The sequence below is a fragment of the Candidatus Paceibacterota bacterium genome (assembly GCA_028697015.1).
GTDB lineage: Bacteria > Patescibacteriota > Minisyncoccia > Minisyncoccales > GWA2-38-27 > JAQVFW01.
The window spans coordinates 1-16,506 of record JAQVFW010000005.1; the positions used below are offsets into that span (position 1 = coordinate 1).

Genomic DNA, 16,506 nt, shown 5'->3' on the forward strand with positions numbered 1-16,506 from the left:
GACCTTGAATAATTTTTAAAATATAGAAATTAAAAAATAATAAAATGTTAAGCCGAACAAAAAAAAGAAAAATATTCAAAGGTTTTACTCTTATTGAGTTTTTAATAGTAACTGCAGTTATTGGAATAATGTCTTCAATGGCTGTCGGGTATTTGTCTAGTTCAAGAGAACAAACCAAAGATACAAGAATTGCTCTTGCAATAGCTCAGATAGAATCGATAGCGGAGATAGTGCATCTTAATGACGGAAAGTATGATGCTCTTTGCTCTAGCGAAACATCTTTATCAACTGAAAGAGGGCTTGATGTTATTCAAAATGATATAACTGCAAACGAAGGAACCGTTGCCTGTTTTGCTAAAGATGACAATTACTGCATTTCGGCATTGTTAAACAGCGGCCTCTATTTCTATATCAAAGACAATATAAGCGCTAAATTTGGAAATCAGGGATGTACAAGCGCTACGGTTGGCGGAGATGAAGACGATGACGATGATGATGGTGATGATGATGGAAACGGAGTAATAATTGATACAGGATGCTATACGGAAGAAAGCTTAATTCTTCAAATCGGAGGAAGCGATCATACTTTGTCTCTTAGAGAAGACGGCACGGTATGGGCTTGGGGAAGAAATAATTACGGACAAGTTGGAGACAACAGTGTTACGGAAAGACATACCCCAGTCCAAGTAAAAGGAGTTGGAGGAGTTGATTATTTAACAAGTATTATTGAAGTTACAGGAAGGGGCTGGCATTCTTTGGCCCTAAAATCAGACGGAACAGTTTATGCTTGGGGAAGAAGCTTGTATGGAGCTCTTGGAGACGGAACTACAATTACAAAATATGCTCCCGTCCAAGTAAAAGGAGTCGGAGGAACCGGGAATTTAACAAACATTAAAGGAATTGGGACAGGATGGTGGCATTCTCTTGCGATAAGAGAAGACGGCACCGTTTTTGCATGGGGAGGCAATCAGTACGGACAGCTTGGAGACAATAGTACTACGGATAGCAATACTCCCGTTCAAGTAAAAGGAGTTGGAGGAAGCGGTTATCTTACCAATGTCTTGCAAGTTGCAGGAGGAAACGAACACACAGTTGCCTTAAGAGAAGACGGAACTGTTTATGCTTGGGGTAAGAATGAACATGGCCAGCTTGGAGATAATAGTACTACGGATAGATATACTCCAGTCCAAGTAAAAGGAGTTGGAGGGGAAGGATTTTTAACTAATGCTATAAGTGTTGCTGCAGGAAGCGCATATTCTCTTGCTCTTCTTGAAGACGGAACCGTTTATACTTGGGGAAATAATTGGTACGGCCAGCTTGGAGACAATACTACAGAGCATAGTTCTGCTCCCGTCAAAGTAAAAGGAGTAGGAGGAGTTGATTATTTAACTGATATTGTTGCTATTGCAAGCGGATGGTATCATTCTCTTGCTCTAAAATCAGACGGAACCGTTTATGCCTGGGGAAGCAATCTTTATGGCGGTTTGGGAGTAGGAGTTGGATCTGATTACATTTCTACTCCTGTTGAAGTTAAGGGAATAGGCGGAGTTGGAAGTTTAACTGGAATTGAAACAATTGGGACGGGACATAGAAATTCCTTTGCTGTTGGAAGCGACGGGGCAGTTTACGCTTGGGGGCTAAATGATTACGGAGAATTGGGAGATGATACGGTAGAAAGCAGATTTACGCCGGTTAAAATTTGGAATTTAAGTCCTGGGCTTGTAGTTGAAATTGAAGCTGGAGCTTATCATTCTCTTGGTATTAGAGCAGGCGGCACTGTTTTTGCCTGGGGTTACAATAGCGCAGGACAGTTGGGAGATAATACTACTCTTGAAAGACTTAGCGGAGTTCAAGTTAAAGATTCAACAGGAGATGATTTTTTTGAAAATGCAGAAGGAATTGCCGCCGGAGCTTATCATTCTCTTGCTCTAAAATCAGACGGAACCGTTTATGCCTGGGGGTTTAACGGAGGAGGACAACTGGGAGACGATAGTACGACAAACAGTTCTCTTCCAGTCCAAGTAAAAGGAGTCGGAGGTTCCGGCAATTTGACCAATGCTACAAGTGTTGCTGCGGGATATTTTCATTCTCTTGCTCTAAAATCAGACGGCACGGTCTACGCTTGGGGATACAACAATTATGGCCAGCTTGGAGATAATAGTACGACAGAAAGGCATGTTCCAATTCAAGTTAGCATAACTAGTGTTTCTGCTATTGCTGCAGGAGATTATCATTCCCTTGCTCTAAAATCAGACGGAACCGTTTGGGCTTGGGGAAAAAATGACAATGGCCAGCTTGGAGATAATAGTACCACTGAGCGTCTTGTTCCTGTCCAAGTAAAAGGAGTCGGAGGAGAAGGAAATTTATCCGATATTATAGACGTATCTGCCGGAGTTTGGTTTTCCCTTGCTCTAAAATCAGACGGAACCGTCTATGCTTGGGGATATAATAATTACGGACAGCTTGGAAATGATGATTCTGTAGATAGCTCTGTTCCAGTCCAAGTAAAAGGAGTCGGAGGAGAAGGAAACTTATCCAATATTTCTGCAATTTCCGCAGGAGGATCTCATTCCCTTGCTCTAAAATCAGACGGAACTGTCTATTCTTGGGGAAGAAACAATTATGGCCAGCTTGGGGATGCAAGCATAACAACAAGAAGAACTCCCGTAAAGGTAAAGGATGAGGGAGGAGAGAATGAACTTACAAATGTTTCTTCAATTTCCGCAGGAATAGACAATCATTCTCTTGCTTTAAAAGAAGAAGGAATTGTTTATTCTTGGGGAAGAAACAATTATGGCCAGCTTGGCAATGACACGATTACAAATACCGCTGCCCCTTCAAGAACGTGCGATCTTCCGGCTGTTGGAGAAGAGGGAGAACCTCCTGTTCCTGTTGAAGGATGCACGGACGAGAATGCTGTAAATTATAATCCGGAGGCGGTAACAGATGACAATTCATGTGAATATTCGTATAGCAGGCCCTCTCAAATTGCGGCTGGATTTTTGCATTCTCTCGTTGTAAGAGAAGACGGAACCGTTTATGCTTGGGGAAGAAATAATTACGGCCAGCTTGGAGATAGCAGCACAGTAGATTGGACTACTCCGGTTCTTATTCCCTCCAAAGTAAAAAGCTCAATGAATTATTTTACTGATGCTTTGGACGTTAAGGCAGGATATTATCATTCCCTTGCTCTAAAATCAGACGGAACCGTTTGGGCTTGGGGATATGGCAATTACGGCCAGCTTGGGATTAATTTTACGACAAGTTACACTCCTATCCAAGTCAAAGGAGTTGGAGGATCGGGTTATTTAACAAATATTATAGCAATAGGGATAGGCAATGATTATTCCCTTGCTCTAAAATCAGACGGAACCGTTTATGCCTGGGGAAGAAATTATTACGGCTATTTAGGAGATGATACTACGACAAACAGAAGTACTCCCGTCCAAGTAAAAGGAGTGGGAGGAGAAGGATATTTGACCAGTATTACGGACATTGCTGCAGGGGTTTATCATACTCTTGCCCTAAAATCAGACGGTACGGTTTACTCTTGGGGATATAATGGTATTGGCCAGCTTGGAGACGGAACTACGGTAAATAAGCATACTCCCGTCCAAGTAAAAGGAGTGGGAGGAGAAGGATATTTGACCGATATTGTCGCAATTGCCGCAGGAGATTATCATTCCCTTGCTCTAAAATCAGACGGAACCGTTTGGGCTTGGGGAGAAAACGTAGTTGGCCAATTGGGAGATAATACTACGACAAATAGAAGTACTCCGGTCCAGGTAAAAGGAGTGGGAGGAGAAGGATATTTAACAAATGTTGCTAGCGTTGCCGCAGGGAACGCATATTCTCTTGCTCTTCTTGATGACGGCACGGTTTACGCTTTGGGGTATAATGGATCAGGGCAATTAGGAGATAATACTACAACAAACAGAAGTACCCCCGTTCAAGTTAAAGGTCCTTTTGGAATAGGATATTTGACCGATATTGTCGGTATTGCGGCGGGATGGAAACATTCTCTTGCAACAAGAGAAGATGGCACTGCTTGGGCTTGGGGATATAACGGATGGGGACAATTAGGGGATAGAACTACAACAGATAGGCATTTTCCTGTCAAAGTTCTTTTTGAAGATGAGCCGGTTTTTGAAGGATCAATTGCTCAAATTTCATCAGGAAAGGAAACCGGAGCCGGAAATCATACTGTTGCTCTTCTTGACGATGGAACGGTTTATGCTTGGGGATATAATAATATTGGACAGCTTGGAGATGGAACTCAGACAAACAGGCGCATCCCTGTACAAGTTAAAAGCACAGACGGAACAATAGGCCTAACTAATATTATAGAAGTTGCAGCCGGGGGGAATCATTCTCTTGCGCTTGCAACAGGCGGAACAGTTTATGCGTGGGGATGGAATGCCTACGGCCAGCTTGGGGATAATACTACAACAAGCAGAGTTGTTCCTGTAGAGGTTAAAGGTCCAGGAGGAGCCGGACTTTTAGAAAATGTTATAAACATCGCTGCAGGAGGTCGTTTCTCTCTGGCTTTAAAAAATGACGGAACCGTATGGGCTTGGGGAAGAAATGGTTCGGGCCAGCTTGGAGACGGTACTACGACAGATAAGCTTACTCCCGTCCAGGTAAGAGGAGTAAGTGGAAGTGGCTATTTAACCGATATTGTCGCAATTGCCGCAGGAGGCCTTCATTCTTTAGCACTAAAATCCGATGGAACGGTTTATGCTTGGGGAGAAAACGTAGTTGGCCAATTGGGAGATGTTGATACTTATCAAACAAACAGTACTTCTCCTGTAAAAGTTAATGGAGTAGGAGGAGAAGGATATTTAACAAATGTTGCTGCTATTTCTGCGGGATACGTTCATTCTATGGCTTTAAAAGATGACGGAACCGTTTTTACATGGGGAAGAAATTATAACGGCCAGCTTGGAGACGGATCAGGCCTTATAGAAAAGCAAACCCCGGTTCAGGTTAAAGGAGTAGGAGGAGTAGATTATTTAACTGACATTGAAGAAATTTCAGGCGGTCATTCTCATTCTTTGGCCCTAAAATCAGACGGAACCGTTTTTGCCTGGGGATGGAATTATAACGGCCAGCTTGGGGATGATACCACTTCAAGCAAGAGTACTCCCGTTCAGGTAAAAGGGAAAGACGGGATTGGTTATTTAACCGATATTATTTCAATTGCCGGAGGTTCTTATCATTCCGTTGCTTTAAAAAGCAATAGCACTATTTGGACTTGGGGATATAATATATATGGACAGCTTGGAAATAACACTACGACAAACAGCGATACTCCCGTTTTAGTACTGTGGGGAACAGATCCGATAATTTACGGATGTACGGATCCGGAAGCGAATAACTTTAATCCTGATGCTGAAATAGACGATAGCTCTTGCACGTATCCTGATCCGGTTTTCGGATGCACCGACTTTGAAGCTTTGAATTATAATCCTGTTGCGGATACGGATGATGGTTCTTGTGAATATCACCTTGATCCTCTTGTTCAAATTGATGGAGGAGCTTATCATTCTATTGCTGTTACAAACAGCGGAGTGGTTTATACTTGGGGATCAAATACAAATGGACAGCTTGGAGACGGAACAACAGTGAGTAGAACTGTTCCTATTCAAGTAAAAGGAGTCGGAGGAGTAAATTATTTAACCAATGTCAAAAGTGTTGCTGCAGGAGGTCGTTTCTCTCTGGCTTTAAAAAATGACGGAACCGTATGGGCTTGGGGAGATAATTGGTCGGGCAAACTTGGGGACGGAACTACTACTTCTCGTCTTACTCCTATCCAAGTTAGAGGACCTGGAGGATCCGGTTATTTAACAAGTATTACTTCAATTAGTGGTGGATGGTATTCTGCAACTGCTCTAAAATCAGACGGCACTGTATGGGCTTGGGGATATAACATACATGGAATGCTAGGAGACGGAACTACAATTACAAAATACACTCCTGTCCAGGTAAAAGGAGTCGGAGGATCTGGTTATTTAACAAATATTATAGCAATTGACAGTAATGATTGGCACTCTCTTGCTCTAAAATCAGACGGCACTGTATGGGCTTGGGGAGCAAATCATGCTGGGCAATTAGGAGATAATACTACTACAGAAATGCGTCTTACTCCTGTTCAGGTAGTAGGCCCAAATGGATCTGGCTATTTAACGGATATTATTAAAATTTCTGCGGGTTATCATCACTCTCTTGCTCTAAAATCAGACGGCACTGTATGGGCTTGGGGAGAAAATAGTCTTGGACAACGAGGAGATGGAACAACTGTTTTATATAACTATACTCCTGTCCAGGTAGTAGGTCCCGGAGGAGTTGGTTATTTAACAAATATTACCGATATTGCTGCCGGTTTTAGACACTCTTTTGCTCTAAAATCAGACGGTACTGTATGGGCTTGGGGGGGAAATTGGTATGGTAACTTGGGAGATAATACTATAACAAATAGACGTACTCCTGTTCAGGTTAAGGGCCCCGGAGGAATTGGTTATTTCTTAAATGTTATAAAAATCGGCGCAGGATTTCATCATTCTCTTGCAATAAAAAGTGATGGAACCGGATGGGCTTGGGGAGCAAATTATTCTGGACAACTAGGAGATGACACAACTATAGAGAGACATACTCCTGTTAGAATTGGAAGCCCTGAGGATCCGCCTGTTGTTTCTTCAGAGGTTATTCAAATCTCAGGAGGATATGAACATTCTCTTGCTCTAAAAGAAGATGGTACGGTTTATTCCTGGGGAAGGAATCATTATGGCCAATTGGGAATTGGTACTACGGTAAACGAGTATAGTCCAATACAGGTAAGAGGTCCTGCTGGTGTTGGTTATTTGACGAACGTTGAAAATATTACCAAAGGAGGTCGTCATTCTCTTGCAGTAAAGGACGACGGAACCGTATGGGCCTGGGGATGGAATAATGCAGGTCAGCTTGGGGATGGTACTTTAACAAATAGATATACTCCGGTCCAAGTAAAAGGAGTTGGGGGAACTGGCTATCTTACTAATGCTACAAGCGTTGCAGGCGGATATAGTTTTTCTCTTGCCCTAAAATCAGATGGAACAGTCTATGCATGGGGATATAATGTAAATGGTCAATTAGGAAACGGGACTACGACAGATAGTGTTACTGTTCCTGTCCAAGTAAAAGGAGTCGGAGGAGTCGGGTATTTGACTGATATAACAAGTATTACGGCGGGAAATTATCATGCTCTCGCTTTAAAATCAGATGGCACGGTCTACGCTTGGGGAAGAAATTATAACGGTGAGCTTGGAGATGGGACTCAAACAAATAAATATACTCCAGTCCAAGTAAAAGGAGTCGGAGGAACAGGGTATTTGACAAATATTGAAAGTTTTATTGGAGGTGCTTCTTATTCTCTTGCTTTAAAATCAGATGGCACGGTCTACTCTTGGGGAGCAAATTATTCTGGACAACTAGGAGATGGAACAACGACAAACAAATATACTCCAGTCCAAGTAAAAGGAGTCGGAGGAGTTGATTATTTAACCAGTATTGTTCATGTTGCAGCAGGTTATCATCATACTCTTGCTTTAAAATCAGATGGCACGGTCTACTCTTGGGGATATAATGAATATGGTGCATTAGGAGATGGAACAACAACAAACAAATATACTCCAGTCCAAGTAAAAGGAGTTGGAGGAGCAGGGTATTTATCGTCAATTGAAAATATTTGGGCAGGATCTGTGTTTTTTTCAATGGCCCTTAAAGATGATGGTACCGTTTGGACTTGGGGAAGCAATGAATATGGTCAGCTTGGAGACGGAACTACAACTACAAGATATACTCCAGTCCAGGTACTTGGGCTTTAGGAAAATTTGACAAATCCTCCGTATTTTGCTATTATTTTCATAGTGAGTGTAATACTTATCTAAGTCGGCACAAAGCCCTACTGCAGCAGGGCTTTTTGCTTTTTTATTTCACTTTGATATAATAAATTTTGAGCTGGGAGGCACGCACTCACTAAAGACTTAGAGGAGTAAACTCTCCCGGCTCTTTTTTTATTTCCTGCAAATGGTATTATTAACTAAAGATAATAAATTTTGATTTTGAAAATGAAAAAAAATATTTCAATAAAAAGATACACTACTTTTAAAATCGGAGGAAAGGCCAAGTATTTTATAAAACTGAGAAAAAAGGAGAAAATAAAAGAAACAGTACAGGAAATAAAAAAGAAGAAGCTTCCTTTTTTAATTATCGGAGGAGGAAGCAATATCCTTGCAGATGATAAAGGATACAGCGGAGTTATTTTAAAGATAGACAACAGAGAACTGCAAGTAAAAGACAGCAAGATTTTTATCGGAGCCGGAGCGCCTCTTTCTCTTGCGGTTGGTGCTTCTTTAAAAAATTCTTTAACCGGACTTGAATGGGCTTCCGGAATTCCAGGGACAGTCGGCGGAGCCATTTATGGGAATGCCGCCGCTTTTGGATTTTCTGTAAAAGATTGTCTTGAAAGCGTTGATGTTTTTAATATTAAAAAGGAAAAATTAGAAACTGTTTCTGTCTCAAAATGCCAATATGGAAACAAGGAAAGCTTGTTTAAAAAAAACAAAGACCTGATTATTGTTTCAGCCGTTTTTAAATTGAAAAAAGGGAGAAAGGAGGAAATTGAAAAGAAAATGAAAGAGCTTATTTCAAAAAGAAAAAAAAGCCATCCTAACACTTTGCCTTCTGCCGGATGCATATTTAAAAATTACGAAGGAAAAATATTGGATAAAAAAATAATTGAGAAATTTCCCGAGCTTGAAAAATTCAACAAGTGGGGAATGATTCCGGTTTCATATCTGATAGAAAAATCAAATCTTAAAGGGAAAAAAGTCGGAGGAGTAAAAGTGTCAAACAAGCATGCGAACTTTATTGTCAACACCGATAAAGGAAAAAAGAAAGATGTTTTGGAGCTGATTAAGATTATAAAAAAAGAAGTTAAGAAAATTTTCGGCATAAAAATCGAAGAAGAAGTGCAAAAATTGTAATTCACACTTGACACATTTTTTAAAAATGAAAAAATAGATAGTAGAAAAGGAAAAATAAAAAAAAGCGCATTGAAAATTTAAAATATTTTTAAAACAGCAGTGGTCGGCTGCTGGAAGTCAAAAATTTTTAGAGTAATGGCCAAAAAAAAGAAAGCGGCTCCTAAGAAAAAAGTCGCTAAAAAGAAAGCGGCTCCTAAGAAAAAGACCGCTAAAAAGAAAAAGAAATAAGGTACAAAAACAACTCCTCGCTAAGGAGTTGTTTTTATCAGACGGTTTTAATCTTTGGTTGTTTAAATTCTAAAAATAGTTTAATTATGAAAATAACAATTAAGCCAAAAGACATAAAGGTTACAAAAGAAATTGAAAAGCACATTGAAGAAAAAGCAGATTCTCTTGAAAAATTTATCAATCTTTCAGCCGGAGAAAAGGAAAGAAAAACATTAAAAGAAATTATTGTCGAGATTGAAAGAGAAACCAAGCATCATGAGAAAGGTCCTGTCTTCAGGGCTAAAATGCAAATGCACCTCCCCGGAAAATTTATTTACGCAGAATCGGTTTCTGAAAATTTAAATCTTTCAATAAATGAAGTTAAGGACGAAATTGAGAAAGAAATAAAAAAATATAAAACAAGAAAAATTTCCTTGAGAAGAAAAAATGAAAGGAATCTTAAGGAAAAAATAAAGTTAGCCTCGGCTGCAAAGAAAGAGGGGTTGTAAGATTTTTCAAAATGTGTTAAAACAGCAATGTTGGTGTCAGTAGTATTTTAACAAAGTAATCGCTTTTTGTTTCTCTCTTTGTTTTTAGTTCATATCCTATCTAAAGGAATGGACAAATTAGCCCAAAAACGAAAGTTTTAGGGTAAGTGATTACTTCAAAAATATGGTTTACAAAACAAAGAGATCCGATTTAAGGGTCCAAAATTATGAAGTTGAAAACTTCAAAAAAAATGGTTATGCAGGCAAACATATTCTAGCTGATTTTTGGTTTGGAAAAAAAATAGAAAAAAAAGAAAAACTTGAAAGAATTCTTCTTGCAGCGGCAAAAAAAGCGAAAAGCAATCCTTTAGGTATAAATATCTATCAGTTCGAGCCCCAGGGATTAACCGGGGTCGTTTTGCTTTCCGAATCCCATATTGCTATTCATACCTGGCCGGAGATAGGGTATATCGCAATTGATATTTTTACCTGCGGCACAGAGTCAATGCCAAATAAAGCTCTTGATTTTTTAAGGAAAGAAATTTCTCCCAAAAAGGAAAAAATCAAAGAGATAAAAAGAGGAGAGGAATTATGAGAAAAAAAGTAATTGGAATTCTGCTTAAAAAAAACGGCATTGATTTTTGGGAACTTTCTTCTGTAATAGGCCATATGGTTTCTTGTGTAAGAGCTCTTAAGAAAATGAAAAAAGAGGGTCTTGTTGTTTTCAAAAAGAACAAAATTATTTTAACTGAAAAAGGGAAAAAAGAAGCTGAAAAAATTAATGCGGTAAAAATAGAGATGCCACTCAAAGGAAAGATAATTTTGAAAGAAAACAAATCTCTTCTTAAAAAATTTAAAGAAGTCAGAAAGAGTTTTGTCGGTAAGGTAGAATACGACCAGTTGCAAGTAAAAGCGGAAAGCGTTATAGACAAGATTGAGCTGATGGATAAAAAAGGGGATATCAAAGGGAAAAAAATAATATGTATTGGAGACGATGATTTTGTCGGAATAGCTCTTGCTATTAAAGGAGGAGCTGAAGAAATCGCAGTTCTTGATATAGACAAAGATATTTTAAATTACGAAAAGGAATTCTTTAAAAAAAAGAAAATTAAATTTAAAACAATTTTACATTCTTTGACAAATCCGCTTCCAAAAGAAATAAAAGGGAAGTATGACGTTTTTATAACCGAACCGCCCGATACGGTTTCAGGAAACACGCTCTTTTTTTCAAGAGGAGTAGAATCTTTAAAAGAAGAAGGAGTCGGATACTTGGGAATATCCCAAAGCACTCTTGAAAAAGAAAAAATAGCAAAGATACAAAAAAACATTCTTGATATGAATATGGTAATTACCGATGTTTTTGACAGGTTTTCATTGTATGATAATGCAAAAGACGAATTTGAATGGGTTTTCGGCCTTCCTGAAGAAATTTCTCTTCCTGAAAGTTCTTGGTTTAATTCAACCCTTGTCAGGGCGGAGAACTTTAAAAAACCAAAACCTCTTATAAAAGGCAAATATAGCAAGGCGATACTTGAAACAAAGTTTTATTGTTAGGGCGGTTTGACATCATTTTTTAGAGGGATATAATGGAATCGTATGAAAAAGAAAAATATTACGATTGATGATCTGGCAATGATGATTAAAAAAGGATTTGACGAAACTGCCAAAAAAAGCGAGGTTAGCAGACGTTTTGATGTTATTGAAGGACGCCTGGAAAAAATAGAAAAGTTAATCCTTGCGGATCATAAAAGAAGAATAGAAAAGCTGGAAATGGAAATAAAAGAATTGAAAGAATTGTTTGCCGTAAAATAATAAGAAAAAAGAAAAAATGATTGATGGGGGATAATTCCCCCTCTTTATTTTAAAGCAGAAAAGTTGTAATATAACGTCAATGTCAATAATTACAAAAATTTTCGGAGATCCCAATGAAAGAGAGATTAAAAAATTAAAACCCATTGTTGAACAAATCGGTATTTTTGAAAATGAGCTTGTTAATCTTTCAAACGACGATTTAAAAAAAGAAGCCGATAAACTGAAGGAAAAGCTTAAAAACGGAGCATCTTTGGACGATATCTTACCGAGGGCCTTTGCGCTTGTTAGAGAATCAGGAAAAAGGACTTTGGGCCAAAGGCATTTTGATGTCCAGCTTATAGGAGGGATAGTTCTTCATCAGGGGAAAATTGCGGAAATGAGAACAGGGGAAGGAAAAACTCTTTCGGCTACTCTTCCCGCTTTTTTGAATTCTCTTACAGAAGAAGGGGTTCATATTATAACGGTTAACGATTATCTTGCCAAAAGAGACGCTGTTTGGATGGGGCAGATTTATGACCTTCTTGGAATTTCTGTTTCTTGCGTTGTTCATGACGGCTCTTTCCTTTATTCTTCAGCTGAAAAGGAAAAAGACAAGGAAAGGGATATTAAAGGAGGATTCAAGGTTCTTGAAGATTTTTTGCTTCCGGTTTCAAGAAAAGAGGCGTATAGCGCCGATATTGTTTATGGAACAAACAACGAATTTGCTTTTGACTACCTAAGAGATAATTTGGCTTATGACATTGATAGCAAAGTTCAAAGAGGTTTTAACTTTGCCATTATCGACGAGGTTGACTCTATTTTGATAGATGAAGCCAGAACTCCCCTTATAATCTCCGGTTCTACCGAAGAATCAACGGAAAAATATTATCATTTTGCCAAATTGGCGCTGGTTTTAAAAAGAGACGAGGATTATGAGCTTGATGAAAAACTAAAAGCGATAACAATCAATCAAAAAGGGCAAGGTACGATTGTAAACCGTCTTGGACTTGATCCTTGGGCGGAAAACGACATAGACACGACTTCTCATATTGAATCGGCTCTTAAAGCAAAAGAATATTTTAGGAGGGACAAGGAGTATGTAGTAAAGGACGGGGAAATAATTATCGTTGATGAATTTACCGGACGCATGATGCCGGGAAGAAGGTGGTCTCACGGCCTTCATCAGGCAATTGAAGCAAAAGAGGGGCTAAAAGTTAAGCCGGAATCAAAAACATATGCCAATATTACTTTCCAGAATTATTTCAGAGGATACAAGAAGCTGTCTGGGATGACCGGAACGGCTCTTACTTCCGCAGAAGAGTTTGACAAGGTTTACGGTCTTGAAGTTGTTAAAATTCCAACCAACAAGCCAATGAAAAGAATTGATATGGATGATTTGGTTTTAAAGACGGAAAGAGGAAAGTTTGCTGCCCTTGTCAAAGAAATAAAAAAAAGATATGAGAAAGGCCAACCGGTTTTAATAGGAACGGTCTCAATAGAAAAAAACGAATATTTAAGCCGTCTTCTTGAAAAAGAAGGAATACCTCATCAGGTCTTAAACGCAAAACATCACGAAAGAGAAGGGGAAATAATAGCCCAGGCAGGAAGACCCGGAGCTGTTACAATTGCAACCAATATGGCAGGAAGGGGAGTTGATATAATTTTGGGCGGAAATCCTCAAAATGAAGAAGATGCCAAAAAAGCTGTTTTATCGGGAGGCCTTCATGTAATCGGTACGGAAAGGCATGAAGCAAGGAGAATAGACAATCAATTAAGAGGAAGGTCCGGCAGACAGGGAGATCCCGGTTCAAGCCAGTTTTTTGTTTCTCTTGAAGACGATCTGATGAGAATTTTCGGAGGAGATAAGATAAAATCATTAATGTCTTTTTTAAAGGTTCCTGAAGATGAGCCAATTGAAGCGAAAATGGTTTCAAAATCCATTGAGTCGGCCCAAAGTAAAATAGAAGGCCATTACTTTGACGCCAGGAAACATATTCTTGACTATGATGATGTTGTTAATAAGCACAGAGAAGTTTTTTATAAAAAAAGGGAAACGATACTTCAAAAGCATAAAGAAGGAACTTTGAAAGATTATTTGCTTGAACTAATAGAATCTGCAGGTTTTTCAAAAGACGATTATTTGAAAAAAGAGGAAATATTGGGAGAAGAGCCACTGAGAGAAGCCGAGAAATATGTTTGTCTGCAAACTCTTGATTATTTCTGGATGGGGCATCTTGACGCTATGGATTTATTGAAAGATCAAGTTCGTCTTAGGGCATACGGCCAGCAAGACCCTCTTGTGGAATATAAAAGAGAAGGACACAGGATGTTCAAGGAACTTTTGTTTGGAATTGAAAATACGATTGCCGATTCTCTTTTAAAGCTTGAAAGAAAACCGCAAATAAAAGTTGTTAGGACAAAAGAAGAAAGCAAGATAAATTTATCTCCCTTTAAAAGAGAAGAAAAAACAGAAGGAAGAATAAGAGAAGAGAAAAAAGAAAAAATTGGCAGGAATGATCCTTGTCCTTGCGGAAAAAAAAATAATATAACTGGCAAACCGATAAAATATAAAAAATGTTGTTATCCTAAATTTGGATGAAATTACTTAAGTATTGGCTAAAAATTTTTAACAAGGCGAAGCCAAAATCCATAAGTCCGCAGTAAAAACTAATTTCGTAATTCAAAGTGATATAGTTAAGATATAAAATTATTTTTTAATAAAACATGATTGTTCAGCCAATTAAAACCAATGTTTTTCGGGAAGGCGAGAATCTTTTTTCTTTTATTGTAAATCACTTCAAAAAGATTTCAGAAAAATCTATTATTGTTATTACTTCCAAGATAGTTGCTTTATCAGAAAGACGGACAGCTGTTATTCAGAACGAAATAACAAAAGAAAGATTGATTAAAAAAGAGAGCAGGATTGCCATACCAACAAAATATGTTTGGCTTGCCATTAAAGATAGAATGGTTATGGCTTCTGCTGGAATTGACGAGTCAAACGCAAACGGCAAACTTATTCTTTTGCCTAAAGATAGTTTTAAAACAGCAGATTATCTTCGTAATACTTTAATGCGTAGATATAAACTGAAGAATCTTGGGATTCTTATTACGGATAGCCGGACAGTGCCGCTTCGGGCTGGCGTTGTTGGTGTTGCGCTTGGTTATGCGGGTTTTCGTGGCTTAAAAGATTATTGTGGCAAATTAGATATTTTTGGCAGAAAATTTAAATTTTCGCGTAGCAATATAGCTGATAGTCTTGCTACAGCAGCAGTATTAGTTATGGGTGAAGGTAAAGAACAACAACCTTTGGCAGTTATAAAAAAAGCGCCTGTGGAGTTTTGCGATAAAATAAAAAAAACGGAACTATGTATTGATATAGAAGATGATATGTATTGTCCGTTTTTCTCAGAAATTATTAAAGCAAGAAAATAGAGGTTTGCGCATAATTATGACTACCTCGTGGTGGCGCTCGAAGAATTCTTTAGTTTTCAGTTCAAGTTAACCTTAACAGGATTTATGGATATTCTTTGCAAGAAAAAAAAGAAAGCAAGTTTTCAGGTAAGAAAAAGCGTATCTTCTGAGTATTGAACTGGAAGTTATTATATTAGTACGATAAGAAAAATTGAGATTACTTTGAATTACAAAGCTAATATGTGTAATTCAAAGAAACAAAAAACAAAAAATGGATAATAAGAATAAAAAAATAAATAAAAGAGACGTTGAACTACTCTTTGAAATTGGCTGTTTGCGTCATATGCAAAGGTCATGGAAAAGGTTTTTCAATCCTGATGTTGCCAATAATACGGAACATATATTCAGAGTTGTTTGGACTTCTTTGTTAATTTCAGAATACGAAAATGCAGGAGACAAGGAAAAAATACTTAAAATGGCAATAGTGCATGATATTACGGAAAGCAGAACGGGAGATGTTGATTATCTTTCCCGTCAATACGTTGAAAGAAAAGAAGATAATGCGATAAAAGACATATTAAAAGATACCGTTTTTGAAAAGGAATTTATTTCTATTTGGAAAGAATATGAAGAGAAGAAAACTATTGAAGCAAAAATAGTGAAAGATGCTGACAATATTGACGTGGAGCTGGAACTTTCGGAATTGAAAGCAAAAGGGCATCCTCTCGGAAAAATATGGACAACCCAAAGAAAGAAGCTTGTTTATACCAAGCTTTATACAAAATCGGCAAAGAAGCTCTGGGAAGAAATACACAAATCAAAAGTAAGCGATTGGCATCTTAAGGGAAATAATCGCTTTAATGCCGGTGACTGGAAGAAGAAAAAATAGATAAATTATGGAAAACATAGAACAGAGAATCAAAAAAATTGAAGATAGAAATCAAAAGGTTGAAGATGATAAAAAATGGGAAATAAGCATAACAAGGAGGGGACTATTAATGCTGTTTACCTATCTTGCAATTGGAACTTACATGAGAGCAATTGATATTGAAAGGCCTTGGCTAAACGCCGTAGTGCCAGCGGTTGCATTTATGCTTTCAACTCTTACTATGCCGTTTTTTAAAAGAATGTGGCTGGGAAGCAAAAAAACTGCAAAAAGTATTGAATTATTTGAAAAAGTAAAAAAATTAAAATTGCCGATTGGAAAATATGCCCTATTTGGAAGCGCTCAACTTGGGATAAGAGGACTTAAAGATTGCCATGATATTGATATTATAATCTTTGATGATTTATGGGAACAGTATAAAAAGAAGAACTGGAAGAAAGGGCTTCTACACGAAGAGGAATATCTTTTCAATGAAGGAATTGAGCTTTGGAAAAGCTGGGGGCCTGGAGAATGGGATATCAAACAACTAATAGAAGAGGCGGAAATGATTGATGGATTGCCGTTTGTAAAATTGGAAAAGGTTCTAGAGTGGAAGAAAATAGCAATGAGGGAAAAAGATATAAAGGATATTGAGATAATTGAAAATTTTCTAAATAAAAGTATAATAAAAAAGTAGAGAGTTTATTTAAAAAATACA

Annotated in this window: 10 protein-coding genes; all 10 read left to right on the plus strand. The window is 38.0% G+C overall.

Annotation, left to right across the window (positions count from 1 at the left end):
• Positions 1-44 precede the first annotated feature (44 nt).
• The 10 genes from PHH50_02235 to PHH50_02280 all read left to right on the plus strand — a co-directional run bounded on the left by PHH50_02235 (position 45) and on the right by PHH50_02280 (position 16,485).
• Entirely contained in the window at positions 45-7,862 is a 7,818-nt protein-coding gene (locus PHH50_02235) for a prepilin-type N-terminal cleavage/methylation domain-containing protein (protein MDD3729113.1), read from the plus strand.
• A 243-nt stretch (positions 7,863-8,105) separates the two neighbouring features.
• Positions 8,106-9,023: a UDP-N-acetylmuramate dehydrogenase gene (murB, locus tag PHH50_02240; protein MDD3729114.1), complete on the plus strand. Its 918-nt coding sequence runs from the start codon at positions 8,106-8,108 to the stop codon at positions 9,021-9,023.
• Positions 9,024-9,337: 314 nt separating this feature from the next.
• Entirely contained in the window at positions 9,338-9,739 is a 402-nt protein-coding gene (gene raiA, locus PHH50_02245; GenBank protein MDD3729115.1) for a ribosome-associated translation inhibitor RaiA, read from the plus strand.
• A 163-nt stretch (positions 9,740-9,902) separates the two neighbouring features.
• Positions 9,903-10,313, plus strand: coding sequence for an adenosylmethionine decarboxylase (speD, locus tag PHH50_02250; GenBank protein MDD3729116.1), 411 nt, complete (start codon positions 9,903-9,905; stop codon positions 10,311-10,313).
• Positions 10,310-11,272 (plus strand): bis-aminopropyl spermidine synthase family protein, encoded by a 963-nt coding sequence (locus PHH50_02255; protein ID MDD3729117.1) that lies wholly within the window; start codon positions 10,310-10,312, stop codon positions 11,270-11,272. The genes speD and PHH50_02255 overlap by 4 nt, the downstream gene beginning before the upstream one ends.
• Before the next feature lie 42 nt (positions 11,273-11,314).
• Positions 11,315-11,530, plus strand: coding sequence for a hypothetical protein (locus PHH50_02260; protein MDD3729118.1), 216 nt, complete (start codon positions 11,315-11,317; stop codon positions 11,528-11,530).
• A gap of 79 nt (positions 11,531-11,609) precedes the next feature.
• Positions 11,610-14,108, plus strand: a complete 2,499-nt coding sequence (gene secA, locus PHH50_02265; protein MDD3729119.1) for a preprotein translocase subunit SecA — start codon at positions 11,610-11,612, stop codon at positions 14,106-14,108.
• 302 nt (positions 14,109-14,410) lie between these two features.
• Positions 14,411-14,944 carry a coenzyme F420-0:L-glutamate ligase gene (locus tag PHH50_02270; GenBank protein ID MDD3729120.1) on the plus strand — a complete coding sequence of 178 codons (534 nt, stop codon included), beginning with the start codon at positions 14,411-14,413 and terminating at the stop codon, positions 14,942-14,944.
• A 250-nt stretch (positions 14,945-15,194) separates the two neighbouring features.
• Positions 15,195-15,812 (plus strand): HD domain-containing protein, encoded by a 618-nt coding sequence (locus tag PHH50_02275; protein MDD3729121.1) that lies wholly within the window; start codon positions 15,195-15,197, stop codon positions 15,810-15,812.
• Between the two features lie 7 nt (positions 15,813-15,819).
• On the plus strand, positions 15,820-16,485 hold the full coding sequence (locus PHH50_02280; GenBank protein ID MDD3729122.1) for a hypothetical protein: 666 nt from the start codon (positions 15,820-15,822) through the stop codon (positions 16,483-16,485).
• Positions 16,486-16,506 lie beyond the last annotated feature (21 nt).